Genomic DNA, 20,977 nt, shown 5'->3' with positions numbered 1-20,977 from the left:
GCACACAAAATCGATCGAAGATAGTCGGAGGTTGCCAAGTAAGTGAAGAATAGTTGGACCGCCAAAATTCCCAGACCGGTCTCCGCCGAGGCAAAAGCCGCGGTGCGTGCCCATCTTGGTGAGCTCAAAACTGCGGTCTTACATCAGCTCAACACTTCACTACCTTGGTATCGCGATTTGCCAGCAAACCAACGAGCAAGTCTGGGCGAAATCGCGCAACAAGGACTCACTACGTTCGCCGATTGGTTCGAACACAGCGAGAACACCGTCAAGACCTCAGTATCCGGAGTACTGCATTCGGTATTCGGCAACGCGCCAACAGAACTCTCACGTACCGTGTCTCTCCAGCAGGCGGTACAACTCCTCCGCACGGTCCTGCAGGTGGTTGAAACCCAGGTACCAGCGATCGTTGCGGAACCTGATAAAGCAGCAGCCAGGTATGCAGTGGTCTTCTACTCGCGAGAGATCGCGTTCGCACTTGCAGAAGTTTATGCTCGCGCTGCTGAAACTCGAGGCTCCTGGGACGCCAGATTAGAAGCGCTCTTATTAGATTCCATCCTGGCAGGGGACCGCGCCGATGAGATACGGTCACGAGCAGCAGCAACCGGTTGGAAAGCAAACCGTGGCATTACGGTCATGGTCGGCCAGCCAGATCAGCTTGAGGAACCTCAATTGGTTGCCAAGCTTCGCGAAATTGCTACGCGTGCCGACTTAGAAATTCTAATTGGTGTCCTTTCAGATCGGCTCGTCATCGTACTGGGTGATGTCAATGATGTTGAAGCCGACACGAAGACCATTCAACGCGGCTTTGGTGAGGGGCCTATCGTCTACGGCCGGATCGTTGACTCATTGGTCGATGCACCCATCTCTGCTCAGGAAGCTCTTGAAGGATTTTCCGCGGCTCCGGCTTGGCCCGCTGCTCCACGGCCCGTAGCTGCTTCCGAGCTCTTACCGGAACGGGCCCTAAATGGCGATACGGTGGCGCGAGCAGCACTAACCAGTCAGGTCTATCGACCACTATCCCGTGCAGGACATTCCCTGTTAGAGACTGTGGATGTCTACACGACCACGGGAGGATCATTAGAAGCTACGGCGCGTCAATTATTCATTCACGCCAACACTGTGCGTTATCGACTCAAGCGCGTCGCTGAGCTGACTGGATGGGATCCAACATCGCCAAGAGATGCATATGTCCTACAAGTAGCGCTCATGACGGGTAGACTTGATACGGTCTTAAACCAGCCAGAACAGTGACCAGGAACAGGAACACCTCTGAGTGAACTCCAATCGATTTTGTAGGAAACCTACAAAAACATTGCGTATACTCGTGGGCTAGCTTGACTGGTTATGTCCGAAGAATTTGGAAGAGTTGAATCTATGCTCGCAATCGTGTGCCCTGGACAGGGCTCTCAGACTCCAGGCTTTCTGGAACCGTGGCTCGAACTGCCCGGCATTTCTGAAACCCTCAGCCAATGGTCAGAAGCCACTGGCGTCGATCTAGCAACCCACGGAACGACCTCTGATGAAGAGACCATCAAAGATACCGCGGTAGCGCAACCACTGATCGTGGCAGCCGGACTCCTGGCAGCTCAGGCACTCGAAGTCGAGAACCTCAACACAACTTCCTGGATGACTGCCGGTCACTCAGTCGGAGAAATCACCGCAGCTGGACTAGCTGGGGTGCTCTCTCCCGTTGACGCATTAGAGTTCGTTCGGGTACGAGCGCAAGGCATGGCGGCCGCCGCAGCCGAAGAACCCACGGGCATGGCAGCAGTCCTAGGTGGTGACCAAGACGAAGTCATTTCGTATCTAGAAGACCACGGCATCACACCGGCGAACGTCAATGGCGGTGGGCAAGTCGTTGCCGCAGGCTCTAAAGAAGCCCTAGCAGCGCTTGCCGAAAACCCAATGGAAAAGACCCGAGTAATCGAACTCAAGGTCGCAGGAGCATTCCACACGCAATATATGGAACCAGCGGTTGCGGAACTTGATGCATTTGCTCAAGGACTCACCACGCAAGATCCTGTAGTGGCTTTGGCCTCAAACAGGGATGGCACGCTGGTAACAACAGGCCAAGAATTCTTGAACCGTCTGGTCAGTCAGGTCACTTCACCGGTTCGCTGGGATCTGTGCCAGCAGACCATGATTGATAAAGGTGTCACAGGCGTAATCGAACTTTTGCCGGGCGGTACTTTGACCGGCATTGCACGCCGCGCTATGAAAGGTGTCAAGACGCTCGCAATCAAGACACCTGCGGATCTTGAAAAGGCCCAACAGTTCATCGCCGAACATACCCAGACCATCTCAGCGTAAGGTTTTTTGTGTCCACAGCAACGTTAAATCAATACACGACAAATACTGCTAGCCGAATTCTAGCTGTTGGCGGTTATCGCCCCTCTAAGCGTGTCACTAATGATGATCTGGCAGGACCAATCGATTCTTCCGATGAATGGATCCGCCAACGCACCGGTATCGTCACTCGCCAGCGTGCAGATGCTGAGACCAGCTTGACTGATATGGCACTCGAAGCAGGACAACAGGCGATTGAACGAGCAGGTCTCGAAGCGGCCAATATCGGCGCTGTCATTGTTGCCACGGTAACGTTCCCCTACCCCACCGGCTCAGCTGCTGCTGTCATCGCAGGAGAGCTAGGAATTCACGTTCCCGCATATGATATTTCAGCAGCCTGCGCGGGCTACTGCTACGGCGTTGCTCAAGCAGACTCCTTGGTGCGCTCCGGTATGGCCGACTATGTTTTGGTCATTGGTGCCGAAAAACTCTCCGACTTCGTGGATCCCACTGACCGCTCGATTTCGTTCCTTCTCGGTGATGGTGCCGGGGCAGTTGTCGTTGGGGCTTCCGATGAACCGGGGATCTCCAAATCCAACTGGGGTTCCAAGGGTGAAGACTGGGACATGATTCGCATGACACGCTCCAGCATCGAAATGCGGAATATCATCCAGGAAGTCGAACGAACTGGCGATGCAACTGCAATCGTTGAGCCCGGTAGTCAAGGCAGCGTATGGCCTACTCTGCGTCAAGAGGGCCCTTCAGTCTTTCGCTGGGCTGTATGGGAAATGGCTAAAGTAGCCAAACAGACGTTAGCTGACGCCGGCGTAGAACCAGAAGATCTTGCTGCATTCCTGCCACACCAGGCGAATATGCGCATCATCGACGAGTTCGCCAAACAACTCAAACTTCCCGATCACGTTGCCATCGGACGCGATATCGCAGATGCGGGCAACACCTCAGCGGCCTCAATTCCACTAGCGATGCACCGCTTACTAGAAGAACAACCAGAATTATCTGGTGGTTTGGCCCTTCAAATTGGTTTCGGCGCCGGGCTGGTCTACGGCGCCCAGGTTGTACGGCTTCCCTAAGTCCAGACAGCCTGTCCTGACCACAACATAGTCCGAAATAGTGCAAAGATTTTTCTTGCACGCCTACTTACAAGGAGCTGCTCATGGCTAACAAAGACGACATTCTCTCCGGCCTAGCCGAAATCGTCAACGAAGAAACCGGTCTGGAAACTGAAGAAGTCCAGCTGGATAAAAACTTCACCGACGACCTCGACATCGACTCAATCTCGATGATGACCATCGTCGTCAACGCCGAAGAAAAGTTCGACGTGAAAATCCCTGACGAAGAAGTCAAAAACCTCAAGACCGTTCAGGATGCTGTCGAGTTCATCGCCAACGCTTCCTAACGGCACAAGACGGACCCTGCAGTCCGCCATGAGCGGTGGGCCGGGACCTTTCCCGGCCCGCTAGGCCGCCGACTACTTCACGAAAACTCTGAAACCCTGGCCGCACTGTTGGCCAACAATTAATCGAGGCATTGGATATGACCCGTAAAGCCGTAATTACCGGTCTTGGCGCTACATCCCCAATCGGTGGCGACGTAGACACCATGTGGGCAAACGCCCTGGCAGGTACCTCTGGTGCGCGGCCAATAGAAGAAGACTGGGTAGAACAATATGACCTGCCTGTAACTTTTGCAGCGCAGCTCACGAACAAACCAACCGAAGTACTCTCACGCGTCGAAGCACGTCGGATGGATCCCACCACACAGATGGGCCTAGTCGCAGCACGCGAAGCGTGGGCCGACTCAGGGCTCGACGAATCGTCGGTGGAGTCGGAACGACTCGCGGTCGCATTCGGAACCGGCATCGGTGGCGTATGGACCCTGTTGGACTCTTGGGACAACCTACGCGAACGTGGACCCCGTCGTGTGCTACCAATGACCGTCCCAATGCTCATGCCAAATGGTGCAGCAGCAGCTATCTCCATGGATGTTTCGGCCCGCGGCGGTGCACTCACCACGGTCTCAGCTTGTGCCTCCGGCACAGAGGCTATGGACAACGCCCGTCGTCTGATCGAAACTGGACAGGCTGATGTGGTCATCACCGGTGGAGCTGAAGCAGCTATCCATCCGCTGCCAATTGCGGGATTCGCCGCAATGCAGGCCCTGTCCAAGCGCAACGACGATCCACAGGCAGCATCGCGTCCGTACGACACCGACCGTGACGGCTTCGTACTCGGCGAAGGAGCCGGTGCACTGGTGCTGGAATCTGAAGAGCATGCGCGGGCGCGTGGCGCCAAGATCTACGCCGTGCTTGCTGGTTCAGGTGTTACCTCTGATGCTCACCATATAACTGCACCAGACCCTGAAGGTATGGGCGCATCTCGTGCTATCCGCGCAGCCCTCGAATCAGGCGACATACGGATGGACGAAATCTTCCACGTCAATGCTCACGCCACATCCACTCCGGTCGGTGATCGCCCAGAGTATATAGCAATGAAATCCGTTTTTGCCGGTCATCTTGATAATGTGCTGGTTTCGGCGACGAAGTCTCAAACAGGTCACTTGCTCGGTGCATCAGGTGCAATTGAAGCAATCCTGACGGTGCTTGCTATCTACCACCGCAAGGCGCCGGTCACGATCAACTTGGATAATCAAGATCCAGATATTCCACTGAATGTGGTTCACGGTCAGCCAGCTGAGCTTCCCTCCGGCGACATTGCCGCAATGAGTAATTCCTTTGGCTTTGGTGGTCACAACGCGGTTGTTGCGTTCCGTAGCTACTAAACACAGAATTAAACAAAACAGCGAAGGTCGGTTTCCGCTTGGGAACCGACCTTCACTGTTAATGAAGGATCGTCGTGGAGGGCTAGCCTACCCGATGGAGCCAACGGACGTTCGCACCATCAGCTGCCTGCCGGAAAGGTTCTAATTCTTCGTCCCAGGCCTCCCCCAAAGCCAATGAAAGCTCGTGGTAGACAGCAGACGGGTCGCCATTTGCTTGTTCGTAGGCATAGCGAATGCGGTCTTCTGAGACCATGATATTGCCGGTTACGTCAGTTGTGGCATGGAAGATACCCAGTTCTGGGGTGTGCGACCACCTGGAACCGTCCGATCCCAGTGAGGCTTCCTCAGTAATTTCGTAGCGCAAATGTGCCCAGCCACGAAGTGACGACGCCAATTTAGCCCCACTACCCTGAGATGCAATCCAATTGATCTCAGCACGGTAAGTACCGGGGGCTGCCGGCTGGGATTCCCATTCTAATTTTTCCTGGGCACCCAAAGCAGCCCCGACTGCCCATTCAATATGTGGGCAGAGGGCTGCAGGGGCAGAGTGTACGTAGAGTACTCCTCTTGCTTCGATGTCAGACATTCCGATCCTCCGTTACTAGCGGTACGTCTTCCCCTACGACCACTGGATACACGGATCCGAATGAACTAACAGCAACCATTATGCCCGATGACAATCGATATAGCCACCACCAAGTTGACAGATGACGTAACGTGGCAAAAATACGACACACAATACGGACCGTCAACTTAACGACGCATAGATAAGCCCTTGCTGGGCTTCGCCTATGCACGCGGGTGTGCCTGTTTATACCCCTGACGTAGGCGTTCTATTGATACGTGTGTGTAGAGCTGCGTTGTTTGTAAGGATTCGTGGCCCAACAGTTCTTGAACTGAGCGTAAGTCGGCCCCACCATCGAGTAAATGTGTAGCTGCCGTGTGCCGAAGGACGTGGACTCCTGAGGCGGAGGTGTCACCTAATTCTTGCAGCATGTCATTAACCACTTCACGTATCTGACGTACGCCGATGCGCCCTCCACGAATTCCTAGAAAAATCGCAGGAGTGTGTGGTTTGTCAGCAATAACTGAGGGTCGGCCAATGCTCAACCAAGTTTTCAGCGCTTTTACTGCAGGAGTTGTTAACGGCACTACCCGTTGCTTATTGCCTTTACCTGTTACTTTGATCATCGCGCGTGAGAAATCTACGTCGTCGATGTCGAGTCCTGCCAGCTCCGCGACGCGAATACCGGTTGAGTACAGCACTTCTACCATTGCAAGATCCCTGAGCGCAATCGGATTGAGCTCGCTCTCGTCTTGATCAAGAACGCGTGCGTGTAAGGTATCAAGTATTTGCCGGATTTGTGACTGGGTAAGTGTGCTTGGCAGTCGAGACGATTGTTTGGAGGCAACCAGCCGAGCTGCGGGATTATCGTGCCGAATATCCTGACGAACTAACCACGACATGAACTGACGAATTGCCGTAGTTTTTCGAGCAATCGTCGTCCTACTCATCCCGGACCGATTAAGATGCGCCAACCACATTCTCAGATCGTCTAATGTCACATGGCGGAAGACATCGATGGATTCAACCTGCTCTGCCATCAAGTCAGTGGCTAATCCGATGAGATCAGATCGATATGATTTGATGGTGTGAGCGGCACGATTCATTTGGTGCTCTAAATAGTGACAGTACTCGTCTATGAGTGCAGCATCTTGGGATGACAGGTGGCTCTCCATATTTTTACTCTGGCATGAAACCGCTCCGCTACAAAGCACTCTCGTCAGGTGTTTCTCTGCTTTCGCCACATACCGGCTTCTTGCTCTGCAAGCTCATGTCGCTCAAGTTTCGTCAGAATACCTGTAATGGATGGTACCGCGAGACCTGTGATGCCGCACAAATGTTCGATAGTAGTTCTTTGTCGTACCGGTAGCGCTTCCAAAACTAACAGCTCTTCAACATTCAGCACGTCGTGGTCGCGCGAAGGTTCGAGATAAGCAACGGTGGTATCAGTCCTGAACGGTTCGCCAAAGAGGGAGTCAAGATCGGCGGGGTCATCGATAAGCATCGTTGGTGTCTCTTTGATGAGTCGATGACATCCTGCTGAAGTTGGTACCTGAATGGGTCCCGGTATTGCACCAACTAACCTGCCAAGCTCGTGGGCATGATTTGCCGTGTTCAATGCACCAGAACGGTACCGCGCCTCGACTACGATAGTTACTGCCGACAGAGCCGCAATGAGCCTATTTCTATTCAAGAATCGATATCGATTGGGCCGCATGCCCGGGGGCATCTCGGTGATAAGGACACCATCTCGTGTAATCTCACGGAGAAGATCTGTGTTACCCGCCGGATACAGGCGGTCTAGTCCACCTGCAAGCACCCCGACGGTTGGGACTCCCTGGCCCTGGACGGCTAACGCATGGCGATGAGCGTGAGCGTCAATTCCGTAGGCTCCACCAGATAACACCGTAATGCCCTTCTGACGCGCTTTAATAGCCAGCATCTTCGTAGCTGTCTCACCATAATAGGTTGCTTCTCGGGAGCCAACGAGTCCTAAGGTGGTTTCCGCGGATGGAATGTCTCCATTGCCAAGTAGCCACAGACCTAGAGGTTCGGTAACTCCCAGATCCGCGAGTGCAGCAGGCCACTGCTTGTCCTCTGGAATGATAAACCGTCCACCAATCCTGGCGATGTATCCTAAAGCTTCATCAGGCTTCAGGTACTTGTTGCGACGACGCCATCGTCCAATGGCCTCACCGAGGTTCCGTCTGATCTTCTGAGCTAGTTCTTCATCATTTGGGTCATGTTCAGTCAGCGCTTTCCAATCTTGCTGGCTCGGTGTCGCACCTTCAATAATTTCCAGCAGTCGCTGAGGCCCCCAGGCTTGGGCGCCTACGACGCCTAATGCGTCTGCAGGTTCAATAACCTGAGTCAAGCCCGCACGTGCCCGGCGAAGTTCTTGATCAACCATGGTGTTCTCCGGAAGTATTGAGCCGTAGGTACAATGCCATGTCTATGTGTTCGGCACTGGGTTGGTCTGCTTGCAGTAGATCCGCAATGCTCCAGGCTACGCGTAGAACGCGACCATACCCTCGTGCAGTAATGTCGCCAGCATCAAGTGCGCGATCCAGGATACTTCTGGCTTCTGTGGTCACTTGCAACGCTGGTTCCCGGAATAGTCGCGCGGGGATGTGATGGTTACGAGTCAGACTAAATTGGGATAACCGTTGCCGACTCCGTTGTAGGGCTTCAGTGACCCGCCGAGCTACGGTCGCAGATGATTCAGCAGACTGTATGGCCGATAGATGTTGTGAAGTTACCGGATGGACCGTGACCTGTAAGTCAATCCTGTCCAGTAGTGGTCCAGAGAGTTTATTTGCATATCGACGTCGCTGTATTGAGGTGCACTGACAGTCTCGGCCAGCACCGTAACCATAACCGCAGGGACATGGATTTGTGGCTAGTACCAGTTGAAATTGGGCTGGAAACTCGACGGTGTGACGAGCACGGTCCAACGTTACTTTGCCGCTTTCCAGTGGTTGTCTGAGCATATCGAGGACATCGCGGTTGAACTCTGCGGCTTCATCAAGGAAGAGCACTCCCCCGTGTGCTCGGGATATTGCACCAGGACGAATGATGCCCGATCCGCCGCCAATCAGTGCTGTCGCAGTAGCAGAGTGATGGGGTGCTTGAAACGGCGGACGTGTGAGTAGCTGTGCGCTGATGTCTTCACCGTCCAGCAGCGTATGGACCGCCGCATTTTCCAAGGCGGTTTGTGGTTCCATATCCGCCAAAATAGTTGGCAAGCGCTGAGCCAACATGGTCTTACCTGCACCAGGCGGTCCTTGTAACAGCAGATGGTGTCCCCCGGCAGCTGCAATTTCTAGGGCCCACCGTGCTTCCTGTTGCCCTTGAACTTCGGCTAGGTCTAATCGTGATTCTTCCTGCAATCGTTCGTTCTGTCTTGGCAAGAACGAAACACGTCGAGGTTCCACAGGTGCTCCAAAAGCATGGGCTACTTCTGAAAGATGGCTAAAGGCTCGAACCTGAGCTCCTAGGACCAGGTTCGCCTGAGCTTCAGCTGCGGTGGCAACAACGACTTCTGGATACCCGGCTTCAACTGCAGCCATAACTGCTGGCAAGATACCTGGTGCCGTTTGAAGAGTACCGTCCAGACCGAGAGCGGCGAGAAAAATCGGCCCTGACTCGTTCGTGACCGTATAGTCAGCTCCCCAGGCGGCCATAATAATTGCAAGATCGAAGTGGGAACCTCGCTTATGTAATGAAGCCGGTACCAGGTTGACGGTGAGATGCCGTCGAGTTAGAGGGAGCCCGGTGTTTCGTGCTGCTGCTCGGATTCGGTCTTTTGCCTCGTGGAGCGACTTATCCGGAAGTCCTAAGAGGGTAAAGCCTGGCAGTGCATTGCCTATATCTGCTTCAACCGTGACGAGACGGCCATTCATTCCATTCAACGCCACGCTGTAGGTCCGACCGATCCTTGTGGGTGATTCGACGTTGAGTACTACAGGAGTTTTGGCATCTGACTCCATCTATCCCACATCCTGCAGTAAATCAGCGGCAATTTCCCCGTTACTATCAATCAAAATTCCAACGACATCGATACGCATTGAGGTATGGGCATATCTCGGGTAAACGGCTTGCTTATAGTGCAGCAGACCACATTGGATGCGCCGCAGCTGTGTGGCCGAAACTGAACCCAACGGGTCACCAAAGCCCATACCTGAGCGAGTCTTGACTTCAAGGGCAACCAGCTGCTGACGTTGGTAAGCGATGATATCGACTTCACCGGTAGGAGCTGGCCAATTGTGCTCTAAAATCCGGTACCCAGCATTGGTTAGTGCTTCTATGGCGATTTCTTCGCCATAGTCGCCTAATGCGATGTGATCGTTTTGTGAGGGGTTGATCGTCATGTAGCCTCACCTCCACCTTCAGTCTGAAGGGAGGCCACAACTTTGTGGCGATGGTAAGACGGGAATGTGGATAACCTAGAACACAACTGAATCGTTGCGGGAATTGCGTCTATTCGATCGGCGGCGGTGGTACGAACGGACCGTCGGCTGGCATATCTGGATCATCTCGGCTTGGAAGTTCTTCAATATTGACGTCTCGGAAGCTAAGAATCCTGGCACGTTGAATAAAACGTGAAGAGCGGAAAACATCCCAGACCCAGGCGTCAACGAGTAGCAATTCGAAATAGGTGTCCCCAGTTTCATGATGCGTGATGACTTCAACCGAATTTGCCAGATAGAACCGACGATCCGTTTCGACAATGTATCGAAATAGTCCGATCACATCCCGGTACTCTTTGTACAGGTTGAGTTCTTGGTCGGCCGCATAATGCGCCAACTCATCATCGCGATCAGTCATGCCTCACATCGTAGTGGGTTCTGCTACCACCTGGCATCCAGGATTACAACAAACGCTGATGTATCGCTGCTGGCACAAGGTTCCACGACTTTCGATGATAGTCCGTGACGCCCCGTTCGGTTAGCGCTGCTCGGTGGCTCGCTGAGCCATAGCCCTTATTACTGTCCCATCCATAATCTGGATGTAGCTTTGCTAACTCAACCATTAAAGCATCACGGGTGACCTTGGCTGCAATCGCTGCTGCAGAGACGGTTGCACAAGTGGCATCGGCTTTCGTTTGCATTACGATACGCGCATCAATTGGTGCGAGCAGTTCCACCGATTCTGCTGGTGCGTTCTGCAGCCATTGCGTATTGCCATCTAAAACCAAACCTGCCGGCGTGGGGCTGTGCGATACGAGTTGATCCCACGCCCGACGACCGGCCAAACCAAGAGCCGCAGAAATGCCAAACGCGTCGATCTCGTCTGCTGTCGCCATCCCGACTGCGGTCGAGGCCCAAACCGGAATAGTCTCCATAAGCTGCTCGCGTTGTCTCGCAGTGAGCTTCTTTGAATCTCTTAAACCTGGTAGGGGTTGACTCATCGCAACATCCACCGCTGCGATTCCAACAGCTACAGGGCCAGCTAGGGCGCCACGACCAACCTCGTCCATTCCAGCGATCATGGTGTGGCCGCACATATCGGCTAACTGCGTTTCAAGGGATAAATCTGGGGTGCTGATCATGGTTGTGGCACCTGTTCGAAGGGTTCGTTGTTGGAGCCAGCTGAGCCCCAACGTTGAATTGGCCAGGCGATAACCTCAGCGCGTCCGACCACGTCAGTTACATCTACGAAGCCGTCATTCGGTCCATTGACATGACTGCGTGAGTCGCCGGAAGCATCTCTGTGATCTCCCATGACCCATAATTTGCCTTCTGGAACGGTGACATCGAAATCGATATCAGATCCTGCGACCCCGGGGTATAAATAAGGCTCATCGATCGGAGTGCCATTGACTATGAGCCTCCCGGTGCCTTCTTCCACGGTGACATGGTCTCCAGACGTCCCGATAATGCGCTTGACTAAGTGCTGCTCTGAAGTCGAAGGATAAAGACCGAGTACTTCGAGGGTTTTATAGAAAGCACTCGTTTCCACTTCCGCGGGTGGCAGCCACCCATAGTGATCTTCGAAGACTACGACATCGCCACGTTCTAGATTGTCTTCTGAATCGACGATGAGGTTGACGAAAATACGATCATTGACCTGTAGCGTTTCTTCCATTGATCCAGAGGGGATCAAGAATGCTCGGAAGAAGAATGTGCGGATCACAAAGGAGACGACGAGGGCAATCGCCAGGATGATCAGAACTTCTCTGATGCCCCGCAAAAACCCGCTGGGTCGTCTCCCCGCGGGACGATCTGAATGTTCTGCTCTCATCGTGTACTAATCACCGGCCCATAAATCTTATTCTTCTGAATCATACCCCCACCTGGAGCACCGAGTAATGCTCGTGAGTCGATCGAGTTGTACCGGTTGTCTCCTAGCAGGAATACCCTATTATCTGGAACTTCCACCAGAAAGGGACTAGGTGACGCTGGACGATCCAGCTCAGCTAGATACGGTTCCTCTAATGATTCGCCGTTCACCATGAGACGTCCATTGGAATCACAACACTCAATGGTGTCACCGGGAACTCCTATAATCCGTTTCACCACCGCGTTATGCTGTGGCGCCATACCAAGCAGATTTAACGCACCGTCAAAGAAACGCTTCATGGTAGTTTCCGATTCATATGGATAGAAGCTGCCAGATCCATCAAATACGACGACATCCCCGGACTGAGGTTCGTTGGTTTCGTAGGCACCGGGATCAACCTCTATCCGATCACCAATTTGCAAACCTGGCTCCATGGAAGCAGAGGGAATCGTATAGGTATTGACGTTATAAGCTCGGAAGACAAAAACACCGGGGATCACTGCTATTAGTAATAGCAGACAGACCAGCATCCACTTATTAACACCAAAAGCGGGCCGACTCCCCTGTGAAGAAGGGTCCCCGGCCCGCTGTGGTCTTGACGAATTCGTCACGAACGGTAAACGAACTTAGTTACGTTTCTCTGGGATACGTGCAGCCTTACCGCTACGATCGCGCATGTAGTACAGCTTGGCACGACGAACATGGCCACGCTTCTTGACTTCAATCTTGTCGATGATTGGCGAGTGCACTGGGAACTGACGCTCAATGCCTACACCAAATGAAGTCTTGCGAACGGTAAAGGTCTCGGAAACGCCGGTGCCCTGACGAGCCATGACGAAGCCTTCGAAAACCTGAATACGCTGGGTTTTACCTTCAACAATGTTCACGTGTACTGCAACAGTATCGCCAGGACGGAAGTCTGGGACATCGTCGCGCAGCGATTTCTGGTTCAGCTGATCAATAAGATTCATGGAGTGTACTCCTAGTGACACGCCGCAGGTCGCACACATACTTCAGCAAGCTCGGCGGCTTGCGGTGGAAATTTCGAGGTCCAACGTCCAGTCGGCGCCCCGGCACCCAACGTTGGTGAACTGATCCCCTACGGCAGAGCAGACACCCATTAGGCACAACGACCTATTATGCCATATTTTGGTGCTTTGTCCATAAATCGGGGCGTCGCTCACGGGTCCTTTCGGCCTGTTGTTCCTTTCGCCACGCAGCGATTTTGGCGTGATCGCCTGATAACAAGATTTCAGGCACGTCGTAGCCTCGCCATGACGATGGTTTCGTATAAACAGGGTACTCAAGCAGCCCGTCATCGCTATGAGACTCTTCAACGAGCGACTCTGGATTGCCCACAACGCCTGGCACTAGCCGACCGATAGCTTCAATCATGGCTAGAGCTGCGACTTCCCCGCCGTTAAGAACGTAGTCTCCCAGAGACATAAGACGGACTTCAAAGTGCTCACGTGCCCAATGGAACATTCGCTCGTCGATACCCTCGTAACGTCCGCATGCAAAAACTAGATGCTCTGATTCAGCCAGCTCATAAGCGGCAGTCTGGCTAAAGACTTCACCGGAAGGTGTAGGAACTATCAGGACAGGCTTGCCGACCGTGGAGATTTCGAGAATTTCATGCAAGGCCAAAGCCCAAGGTTCTGGCTTCATGACCATGCCGGCACCACCACCGTATGGAGTATCATCTACGGTCTTATGGCGATCATACGTGTAGTCACGCAAATCATGCACTCGGATTCGCAGCAGCTCAGCTTTTTGAGCTTTGCCGATCAAAGACAGGTTAAGTGCCCCCAGGTATTCTGGAAAAATACTGACAACATCAATGCGCATTAGTCTTGATTCAGCTCCAATAGACCCGCCGGTGGGGTAATAACAACTGCGCGACGTTCCTCATCAATTTCTGGAACGATTTCATTGACAAAAGGAATCAGTACTTCCCGTCCTTCTTGAAGTTGAATCTCTAACAAATCCTGTGCGGCCCCGGTGATTAAATTGGTCACTTTACCTATGGGAGGGGCTTCGAAACTCTCCTCATGAGCGGTGAAACCGACCAGTTCGTCAGCGTACCAAGCATCCTCATCTTGAGCTGCTGAAATCGGTTCAGCATACAGATAAGAGTCACGCAGTGTCTCCGCTGTACTACGGTCAGAGAATTCTTCGAAGGCCACTAATAAGACATTCTTGTGCCATCTAGATCCCGTCACAGTCAGCATGCTGAATAAGGGCGACGTCTTACTTTCGAAGTCCACTTCAAGCTGACTCCTTATTCCAAATCTCGTCTCTGGAGAATCTGTGAATAATTCGACAGTTACCTCCCCCTTTATACCGTGCGGCTTGCCAATTCTGGCTACCCGAACACGATTTCGTTGATTTTCCATTACTGTGTCTCTCCTATTCGATTCCTGAAGACTACGTTAATGGACAAAAATACAGCATGAAACAGCGCAGATATTCGGTCATCTGTGATGTACCAGACCCACGCAGATGTCCTCTTGGTAGCCCGAGGTATCCGCATTATAGGAAACCACCGCTAGGGAGAAATATATGAGATGCGCCCTACCGTGGCACTTTCTACTCTGCGAAAAGGACCTCACTTAAGTTTGTAGGGTACCGCCACGCTGGGTTATCTCTATTCTAGAGGTTCCGACAAATTCCAAATAAACACGCGATTCTGGGTCGAAGGACTTTGTGAACAGGAGTCCTCGTTGCAGTAGCTTGCAAGCCGCTTCAACAGCGACGCACTACATGCAAAACCAGCACGTGGTTATTTAGACATCAAATCCGACGCGTAGCCACGTAAGATATCGGACTTGGCCAATAGAAACTGCATCCAGTAAATCCAACAAACACACTTTTACGGCCTAAACAGTGACCATCGACATCGAAAGCAATGAAAAATGACAGTAGGCACGACCCAAAATGGAGGCAAAAACTGCGAACCGCTAGCAATAGCTTGATCATGGGGATTCTCTGTTAGCCGCCGTCAGGGCGATTGCACTCTAATCGAGACCATTTCTTTACGGTGTGAAATCCTGCACTACGCCAATAACTTTGACCATCTTTTCAAATTTTAACCTATAGATAGCACCAGCGTAATTGACGTAAAGTTGTTACGGCGTGACGCGTCTTTGTCAGGGCGACCCCCTCCAGCTCAAAGTCCTGGAGACTCGTCAAAGTCAAATAGACGTATCACGCGACCAGTTTCTCTTTTATTTGCGAATAATGAACTAGCGAGGCATAAGATTGTTCAGTGGATTCCACCCTTGGCAACGTCGTATCGGCCTTTTGGGTATAGTCAGTGCAGGCTTTGCCATTTTGGCAGGACTGATCTCACTGCCGATATTGGCGACCACAGGGATCTCTCTCGCACTTATATGCACTATCGCATTAGTCCTGATGGGCAATCGACAGAATTGGCGGCAGCTAAAAGGCCTACAGAACGCTCTCGAAAATAAGGACTCTTCGACCAAACCGGTAAGGACTAAAGTCGAGAGCCGCGCGTCGGGCAAGCTTCCACGAATAGGTGCCGCATTTGACCATGTCCATCGAATTCAGGCACGCAGAGCAGACTATGAGACCTTCGCGCTCAGAAGTCGCAGTGTAGTGCTACGCGACTCCTTTGCACTGGCGGCAACAGATAATCGATTCAAATATGAGGACCTCACCCGCTTTGTCGCGGTCCAGCGTTTAGAAATGCTCGGCTCGTTAAGTAGATCCGACCTAAAACAATGGAATCACACTGCGTTTCTCGCATTAGCTCGGATCCAGGTCAATCAGAGGGCCGTAGAGGGAGACTTAGAAAACGCAGTTAGATATTTCGAATTCGCTGAAACAGTCCTGCGAGCCTCTTTTCGTCCGACAGATCGTTTACTTTACCTCGAAGCACTCGGAGACTTATTTCGTTTTGCTGAGCAGTCAGAACTGGTCACAAGATACGGAATTGCTGACCGGTATCCACTCCAAGTGACTCTTATGCAACTTAATGCCGTACAGAATAGCCATGGGGCGGTCTCGGCTGAATGGTTAGATCTGGTAAACGGGATCTACAAAACGAGAAATCTTTCTAGTATCGAATTTACAAGCAATATAGACAAAAAACCTTTAGACCGGCTCTATTCGAAACCAGCAAGGTTGCTGAGTGGACCACTTGTTACTGTAATCGTGCCAACCTATCAAGGCGGCGCTCAGCTCTTAACTGCTCTTGGTTCCCTCCTCCAGCAAAGCTGGCAGGACCTCGAAATTATTGTGGTAGATGATGCTTCTGGCCCTGATTATCAAAAGTATCTCGAGCAAGCGGCATCACTCAGCCCCAAAATACGTGTCATAAAACAAGAGCAAAATCTGGGCGCTTATTGCGCTCGAAATATCGGAGTAAAGGCAGCTCATGGCGAATATATAACCGTCCATGACGATGATGATTGGTCGCACAGCGACAAAATAGCCACTCAAGTCCAACATCTCATGGCAAATCCCGAGATTCCGGGAAATATGAGCGCCCATATTAGAACTAGTGAAGAACTCAAGCTCCTCCGCATCAACGTCAAACCCCTCCTAACGCAACCAAATTTTTCTTCGTTGATGATTCACCGTGAAACTTTCAACGCAATCGGTGCTTGGGACGAAGTCAATAAAGGAGCCGATTCTGAATTCCGTGATCGTCTCGAAAAATATAGTGGCGTTCCAGTAGAAGTATTGGACGAAGTTCCGTTGGGTTTCACTCGTACCCACCAAGGATCTTTAACTTCGGGAGAAGTAAGCCGAGGATATGTCGCCCCAAACCGGCGGCTTTATTTAGAAGCTTTCACCCGCTGGCATGAAGAAACAGGTCGCGATCCAGATGCCCTGAAACCTTCAAAGACCCAAAATTATCCAGTTCCTACTTCAATGCGGCCCGGTTGGCGCAACGCCGATCTTGGAATATTCGATGTGGTTTTCATGACTGATTTCCGCTTCCCCGGCGGAACTACATCACTGACCTTAGCTGAGATTCGAGCTGCCTCACAGTCGGGGTTCAGGGTCGGTTATATCCATGAAGAATCACCAACGAATCGTTCCCAGAGCCGAATAGCTCAAGAACTATTTGATATGCAACTTAACGGCGAAGTTCACCAGATAGCTCTCGAAGATTCAGCTGATATCCGGTTATTAGTTGCCAGGCATCCCGTTGTAGCACAGTTCCTGGATAATAGAAACACGAACTTACGAGTGCAGCAAACAGTTTTAATCGTAAACAATCCGCCGGTGCTACATGGCGGTTCCGGTATGGTTTTTGACCTACCCATCTGCGTTCAAAACCTAGACAGACTCTTCAATACTCGTTGTAAAGTCATCGCAGAATCAGGGGTCACACAACGTCTCTGTAAGGGCATAATCTCAACGGATCGCCTATCAAACATTACTTGGCCGGGCTTAATAACATTGAGAAAGGTCGATGAACCTGATTTCACAAACGTACCTATTTTGGGACGCCACTCTCGAGACCATAAGTTGAAGTGGCCTTCGAAGATAAATGATTTTCACGCTGCATACACCTCGTCTGACTACCAGACCCGTTTTCTTGGAGGAACCGATGCTTTGGTAACAAAGCTCGGCCCGGAAACCATTCGCGACAAGATCGTCTACAAATTTGGTACCAAGGACGTACAAGTGTTTCTGGATGAGATTGATTTCTGGGTGTATTACCACGATGACAAACTTACGGAATCGTTCGGTATGGCCATAGCAGAAGCGATGGCCGCAGGCAAGGTAGTCATCCTGCCACCATACTTGGAGACGAATTTTGGAGATGGTGCGATCTACAGCGATCCTTCTGGGGTGAAAGACATTGTTGTGAAAATCTGGAACGATCCTGATAGTTACAGAACGCAAGCCCACAGAGCAACTGCCTACGTGCATGAGCACTTTTCTATGAACGCATTCGTCAAACGTATCACTTCCCTGATCGGGGTAAGCACCAAGGATTAGGACTCCCTACTACCCGTTCAAGGAGTCCTATTTTAGGCGCTCGTGGCCCGTGTATCGGACTAGGTATACCGCTGAACAGTAATTAGGAGATTTCGGAGTCACTGACTCATCTATGTATATAGAATCATGTGTCGAGTGCTGACTACTAAAGCATTGAGGTGTCGTCTGAACCTAACTGCTATCAATGAGCTCCTTTTGGCTCACGAGATTCACCTTGTCTAGTTCTTGCCCAGGTATGAAGTACCAGCAGATGCACTGGACAACGAGTGATTAGGCATCGCCCAGAGACACTTGCTTTACCTGCACCCTGTGAGCAGGGGTTGATGAGATGTTCCTGTGGGCTTGAATTACCGGCGAATAGTGGTCCTACTCTTCGCGAATCAAAATCTCATTTCATCCGCAACCATATCTTTGGGTAGCGGTAGGCTGCGCTGCGGACGACGGGCGCATGGGCGATTCGCCTCAGATGCTAGCAACGGTCATTGCTGAGCGGATCGGCTGGGAACGATCAATGACCACGCTGAAAGACAAGGTGCGCGAATTGCGCCCATTGTATGTTGGGGTTGATCCCGCCGACCGGTTGGTAGTCGACCCGGTGAGACCGCCCAAATAGATTGGTGGTTCCCTGAACCCAAAATCCCGGTGGGTCACGGTCAATCGCGAATGTTGCCGGTGTGAGTGAGTGATGACGTTGACGTTTTCGCGGTGGCTGGCCGCGGTGATGTTCCCCTCACGACAGTCCGGTGATCTCTTGGCTGAAATAAGGCAGCTGGTCTCCCCAGTCGGGGCCGTGTCGAAATCATTGATTTGGGTCGTGAGGCTGCGATTGCCCCGAAGGGTAAACCGTTGGGCCCGGTGCAAGGATTTGCTGGCACGATTGCCACCAAGTTGGTGATGAATATTTGCAGTACTGGAGTCCACTGATGGTGCCGGTTAGAGCCACTGGTTGTTTTCGCCTGCGGGCCTCCTCAGAGCCAGCAGATGGCGGCGATCAGAGCCACCTGATTTCGGCACATTGCGGTATATGACAAGACCACTGGACGTAAGGGTCATCTCATGAGGTACGCAATATTTGAACGACGCTGGTGCTCTACAGGATGCGCATAGAAGGGGATGTCTGGCGCGTAGCCTTCCGCGTGGCAGGGCGCTGGTGTCGACGAACAAATCCTGCTGGCTTGCAAGATGCCGACCGGCTAGAAATCGCTTGGGATAACGACTGGACTGGACTGCTACTGTTCATGCCGAGCAGAAGGTCCACGATCGTCTCGACCGTGCTGGATGAACATCACAGCGGGCACGCTCAACCAGATTGGGACACGGTGCAGAAGGGCCTGCTGCACCGTCAGGTGACAGGTGTTGTGTCAGGCAGCGAGTACTACCTGGGTGTTCATCATGGTCTCGAATTCGACTGGCGTCAACCGGCCGAGCCGGGATTGTCTGCGTCGGCGGTGGTAGGTTCGTTCAATCCAGGTGACGATCGCGATGCGTAGCTCGATGCGTGTTGCCCATGGTTTGCGATCCAGCACGTTGTTTTGCAGTAGCGAGAAGAACGATTCCATGGCGGCATTATCGCCGGCGGCCCCGAGATCAAAGCCAACAGCGTGATCGCGGCATCCCGAGCAGACACCACTGCCGTGGTACACGCTGTGACGACTAGTTGCTGGTCGGCAGCATCTAACACTGCCGGAGTTCGGTGTGAACGCCGGGCTCGCACCAAATTGATCGCATCGACCAAATCAGATCTGTCAGTGAATTTCAGAAACGGGCGGAAATTCGTCACAATCCCATAGAGCGTGGTCTTGGCCCATCGATCCATCAACGATTCTACGAATGCCAGCACACTGGCGGCATCGGCCAACGACATGATGCCCTGGTCTTCCAGGAACACCAGATAGCTGCGTGCCAGTCGCCCATAATAGTCTTGGGTCGCAACAGCCAGCTCTCGTTCGGCCATGTCGTGTTCCCACGCGGTGTTCAAGGCGATGAATTCGTCAGACTCCGGGCGAGGACCGCCACCGCCGCGTCTGGTCACCGCCAATGACACAACGCCGGCTTGTACATAGGAATTGCCTACATTGATCAACCGAGTGTAATCAAATCTGCGGACAGCACTGAATTTTCCAGTCCGCGGGCTGGTGGTCAATGCAGCAAATTTTGCACCTAACTCAACAGTGTAGAGCTGGTCCACCCCGCCAGCATAGATGCCCAGCGCTTTGATGGTTTTCTGATAATTTCCTACCGTGGATTCCATATATCCGGCTTCACGCAGCGCCGCCACCACGACCTCACCAAGCTGTTTGATTGTTATATCCATGATCCGCTCCTTCCAAAGCGTTCGGATGCAACAAACACTAGAACCAACCAGAATGTTAAGCCGAGAAATTTCTCCACAACGGCACCAGCATGCGCCACAAACCGATTTCTCGGCTTAACACAAACCTCGGCTTAATCGGAATGGACCACACAACCGGCCACGTTGCCACGCAAGGCTACCGCATTGTTCAGTGCGTTGACGGCTAGCCGGGCGGTCATCCGGGCATCGATGGAATATCCCACGATCTTGCCGGCGAAGACGTCTTTGACCGCACAGACATAGAGTTTTCCTTGGCCGGTGTGATGTTCGGTGATGTCCGTTAACCACAACTGGTTGGGGCGGTCGGCGGTGAAGTCGCGTTCTACGAGGTCATCGTGGACTGCAGGTCAAGGCCGCATACCGTTGCCGCGTGCTTTGCGTCGGCCAAAGACACTAAACCACTGATTGTCGTGGCAAATCCGCCATGCCGTCCGATCAGCCATCGGCTGGCCGGAGGCTTTGGCTTCATCGGCCAGTAATCGGTGCCCGAACTCTGGATCATCCTGGTGGGCATCAAAGAGCGCATTGGCACGATAGGCTGCCACCAGATCCGCATCTGGTACGGGCTGTTGTAGCCAGCTGTTTGTGATCAACTAGAACTAGGCCAGATGAGCAGGGAAATCCAGCCAGTTCAGCGGTTGGTTTCCGGCCAAAAGAGCGTCAAGAATCCGGCCAGTTATCCACATGTTTATTGTGTGGTGTTGTCC

At 52.4% G+C, this 20,977-nt stretch carries 18 protein-coding genes and 3 pseudogenes; 7 read left to right on the top strand and 14 right to left on the bottom strand.

Going from position 1 to position 20,977, the window contains the following annotated elements:
• Positions 1–42: 42 nt before the first annotated feature.
• From A6F49_RS15405 to fabF, 5 genes are all read left to right on the top strand, one after another.
• A complete protein-coding gene (locus A6F49_RS15405; protein ID WP_043055463.1) occupies positions 43–1,254 on the top strand; it encodes a PucR family transcriptional regulator in 1,212 nt (403 codons plus the stop codon).
• 123 nt (positions 1,255–1,377) lie between these two features.
• Positions 1,378–2,313: an ACP S-malonyltransferase gene (locus A6F49_RS15400; protein WP_043055464.1), complete on the top strand. Its 936-nt coding sequence runs from the start codon at positions 1,378–1,380 to the stop codon at positions 2,311–2,313.
• Between the two features lie 8 nt (positions 2,314–2,321).
• On the top strand, positions 2,322–3,380 hold the full coding sequence (locus A6F49_RS15395; protein ID WP_043055465.1) for a beta-ketoacyl-ACP synthase III: 1,059 nt from the start codon (positions 2,322–2,324) through the stop codon (positions 3,378–3,380).
• 83 nt (positions 3,381–3,463) lie between these two features.
• The gene (locus A6F49_RS15390) at positions 3,464–3,706 is read left to right on the top strand and encodes an acyl carrier protein (RefSeq protein ID WP_043055466.1); all 243 of its coding nucleotides are present in this window, start codon (positions 3,464–3,466) and stop codon (positions 3,704–3,706) included.
• Positions 3,707–3,843: 137 nt separating this feature from the next.
• Positions 3,844–5,088 (top strand): beta-ketoacyl-ACP synthase II, encoded by a 1,245-nt coding sequence (fabF, locus tag A6F49_RS15385; protein WP_043055467.1) that lies wholly within the window; start codon positions 3,844–3,846, stop codon positions 5,086–5,088.
• A gap of 82 nt (positions 5,089–5,170) precedes the next feature.
• On the opposite strand, the gene A6F49_RS15380 is transcribed toward fabF, so the two are convergent.
• The 12 genes and pseudogenes from A6F49_RS15380 to rimM form a co-directional block, all read right to left on the bottom strand.
• Positions 5,171–5,674 carry a DUF3145 domain-containing protein gene (locus A6F49_RS15380; protein ID WP_043055468.1) on the bottom strand — a complete coding sequence of 168 codons (504 nt, stop codon included), beginning with the start codon at positions 5,672–5,674 and terminating at the stop codon, positions 5,171–5,173.
• A 203-nt stretch (positions 5,675–5,877) separates the two neighbouring features.
• Entirely contained in the window at positions 5,878–6,828 is a 951-nt protein-coding gene (locus A6F49_RS15375) for a tyrosine recombinase XerC (RefSeq protein WP_043055469.1), read from the bottom strand.
• Positions 6,829–6,872: 44 nt separating this feature from the next.
• Entirely contained in the window at positions 6,873–8,063 is a 1,191-nt protein-coding gene (gene dprA / locus A6F49_RS15370; RefSeq protein WP_043055470.1) for a DNA-processing protein DprA, read from the bottom strand.
• Positions 8,056–9,642, bottom strand: a complete 1,587-nt coding sequence (locus A6F49_RS15365; protein ID WP_043055471.1) for a YifB family Mg chelatase-like AAA ATPase — start codon at positions 9,640–9,642, stop codon at positions 8,056–8,058. The genes dprA and A6F49_RS15365 overlap by 8 nt, the downstream gene beginning before the upstream one ends.
• Entirely contained in the window at positions 9,643–10,023 is a 381-nt protein-coding gene (locus tag A6F49_RS15360; protein WP_043055472.1) for a YraN family protein, read from the bottom strand.
• A 109-nt stretch (positions 10,024–10,132) separates the two neighbouring features.
• Positions 10,133–10,480 carry a DUF2469 family protein gene (locus A6F49_RS15355; protein WP_043055473.1) on the bottom strand — a complete coding sequence of 116 codons (348 nt, stop codon included), beginning with the start codon at positions 10,478–10,480 and terminating at the stop codon, positions 10,133–10,135.
• 43 nt (positions 10,481–10,523) lie between these two features.
• On the bottom strand, positions 10,524–11,204 hold the full coding sequence (locus A6F49_RS15350; RefSeq protein WP_043055474.1) for a ribonuclease HII: 681 nt from the start codon (positions 11,202–11,204) through the stop codon (positions 10,524–10,526).
• Positions 11,201–11,896, bottom strand: a complete 696-nt coding sequence (gene lepB / locus A6F49_RS15345; RefSeq protein ID WP_043055475.1) for a signal peptidase I — start codon at positions 11,894–11,896, stop codon at positions 11,201–11,203. The genes A6F49_RS15350 and lepB (A6F49_RS15345) overlap by 4 nt, the downstream gene beginning before the upstream one ends.
• A complete protein-coding gene (lepB, locus tag A6F49_RS15340; protein WP_043056615.1) occupies positions 11,893–12,465 on the bottom strand; it encodes a signal peptidase I in 573 nt (190 codons plus the stop codon). Before lepB (A6F49_RS15340) ends, lepB (A6F49_RS15345) begins: the two co-directional genes overlap by 4 nt.
• A gap of 96 nt (positions 12,466–12,561) precedes the next feature.
• Positions 12,562–12,906 (bottom strand): 50S ribosomal protein L19, encoded by a 345-nt coding sequence (rplS, locus tag A6F49_RS15335; RefSeq protein ID WP_043055477.1) that lies wholly within the window; start codon positions 12,904–12,906, stop codon positions 12,562–12,564.
• 184 nt (positions 12,907–13,090) lie between these two features.
• Positions 13,091–13,783: pseudogene (gene trmD / locus A6F49_RS15330) on the bottom strand (tRNA (guanosine(37)-N1)-methyltransferase TrmD); the annotation flags it as partial.
• Positions 13,783–14,331, bottom strand: a complete 549-nt coding sequence (rimM, locus tag A6F49_RS15325) for a ribosome maturation factor RimM (protein WP_043055479.1) — start codon at positions 14,329–14,331, stop codon at positions 13,783–13,785. The pseudogene trmD and the gene rimM, both read right to left, overlap by 1 nt.
• 865 nt (positions 14,332–15,196) lie before the next feature.
• On the opposite strand from rimM, the gene A6F49_RS15320 reads away from it, so the two are divergent.
• Positions 15,197–17,917, top strand: a complete 2,721-nt coding sequence (locus A6F49_RS15320) for a glycosyltransferase (RefSeq protein WP_150119557.1) — start codon at positions 15,197–15,199, stop codon at positions 17,915–17,917.
• 448 nt (positions 17,918–18,365) lie between these two features.
• Positions 18,366–18,530 (top strand): hypothetical protein, encoded by a 165-nt coding sequence (locus A6F49_RS18175; RefSeq protein ID WP_161485834.1) that lies wholly within the window; start codon positions 18,366–18,368, stop codon positions 18,528–18,530.
• 748 nt (positions 18,531–19,278) lie between these two features.
• On the opposite strand, the pseudogene A6F49_RS17525 reads toward A6F49_RS18175, so the two are convergent.
• Positions 19,279–19,503: pseudogene (locus A6F49_RS17525) on the bottom strand (IS3 family transposase); the annotation flags it as partial.
• A gap of 862 nt (positions 19,504–20,365) precedes the next feature.
• A pseudogene (locus A6F49_RS19005) lies at positions 20,366–20,692 on the bottom strand (transposase); the annotation flags it as partial.
• Positions 20,693–20,977 lie beyond the last annotated feature (285 nt).

Origin of the sequence: Enteractinococcus helveticum (assembly GCF_001657475.1) — a bacterium.
In the GTDB taxonomy this organism is placed as follows: domain Bacteria; phylum Actinomycetota; class Actinomycetes; order Actinomycetales; family Micrococcaceae; genus Yaniella; species Yaniella helvetica.
The sequence above is the reverse complement of the archived record's forward strand: the minus strand, read 5'-3'. Positions and strand labels throughout refer to the sequence as shown.

What these genes read in the sequence shown, in the direction of transcription:
- A6F49_RS15400 (WP_043055464.1), top strand. Translation starts at nt 1,378, where the DNA reads ATGCTCGCAATCGTGTGCCCTGGACAGGGCTCTCAGACTCCAGGCTTT.
- A6F49_RS15390 (WP_043055466.1), top strand. Translation starts at nt 3,464, where the DNA reads ATGGCTAACAAAGACGACATTCTCTCCGGCCTAGCCGAAATCGTCAAC.
- fabF (WP_043055467.1), top strand. Translation starts at nt 3,844, where the DNA reads ATGACCCGTAAAGCCGTAATTACCGGTCTTGGCGCTACATCCCCAATC.
- A6F49_RS15380 (WP_043055468.1), bottom strand. Translation starts at nt 5,674, where the DNA reads ATGTCTGACATCGAAGCAAGAGGAGTACTCTACGTACACTCTGCCCCT.
- A6F49_RS15375 (WP_043055469.1), bottom strand. Translation starts at nt 6,828, where the DNA reads ATGGAGAGCCACCTGTCATCCCAAGATGCTGCACTCATAGACGAGTAC.
- dprA (WP_043055470.1), bottom strand. Translation starts at nt 8,063, where the DNA reads ATGGTTGATCAAGAACTTCGCCGGGCACGTGCGGGCTTGACTCAGGTT.
- A6F49_RS15365 (WP_043055471.1), bottom strand. Translation starts at nt 9,642, where the DNA reads ATGGAGTCAGATGCCAAAACTCCTGTAGTACTCAACGTCGAATCACCC.
- A6F49_RS15360 (WP_043055472.1), bottom strand. Translation starts at nt 10,023, where the DNA reads ATGACGATCAACCCCTCACAAAACGATCACATCGCATTAGGCGACTAT.
- A6F49_RS15355 (WP_043055473.1), bottom strand. Translation starts at nt 10,480, where the DNA reads ATGACTGATCGCGATGATGAGTTGGCGCATTATGCGGCCGACCAAGAA.
- A6F49_RS15350 (WP_043055474.1), bottom strand. Translation starts at nt 11,204, where the DNA reads ATGATCAGCACCCCAGATTTATCCCTTGAAACGCAGTTAGCCGATATG.
- lepB (WP_043055475.1), bottom strand. Translation starts at nt 11,896, where the DNA reads ATGAGAGCAGAACATTCAGATCGTCCCGCGGGGAGACGACCCAGCGGG.
- lepB (WP_043056615.1), bottom strand. Translation starts at nt 12,465, where the DNA reads ATGCTGGTCTGTCTGCTATTACTAATAGCAGTGATCCCCGGTGTTTTT.
- rplS (WP_043055477.1), bottom strand. Translation starts at nt 12,906, where the DNA reads ATGAATCTTATTGATCAGCTGAACCAGAAATCGCTGCGCGACGATGTC.
- rimM (WP_043055479.1), bottom strand. Translation starts at nt 14,331, where the DNA reads ATGGAAAATCAACGAAATCGTGTTCGGGTAGCCAGAATTGGCAAGCCG.
- A6F49_RS18175 (WP_161485834.1), top strand. Translation starts at nt 18,366, where the DNA reads ATGGGCGATTCGCCTCAGATGCTAGCAACGGTCATTGCTGAGCGGATC.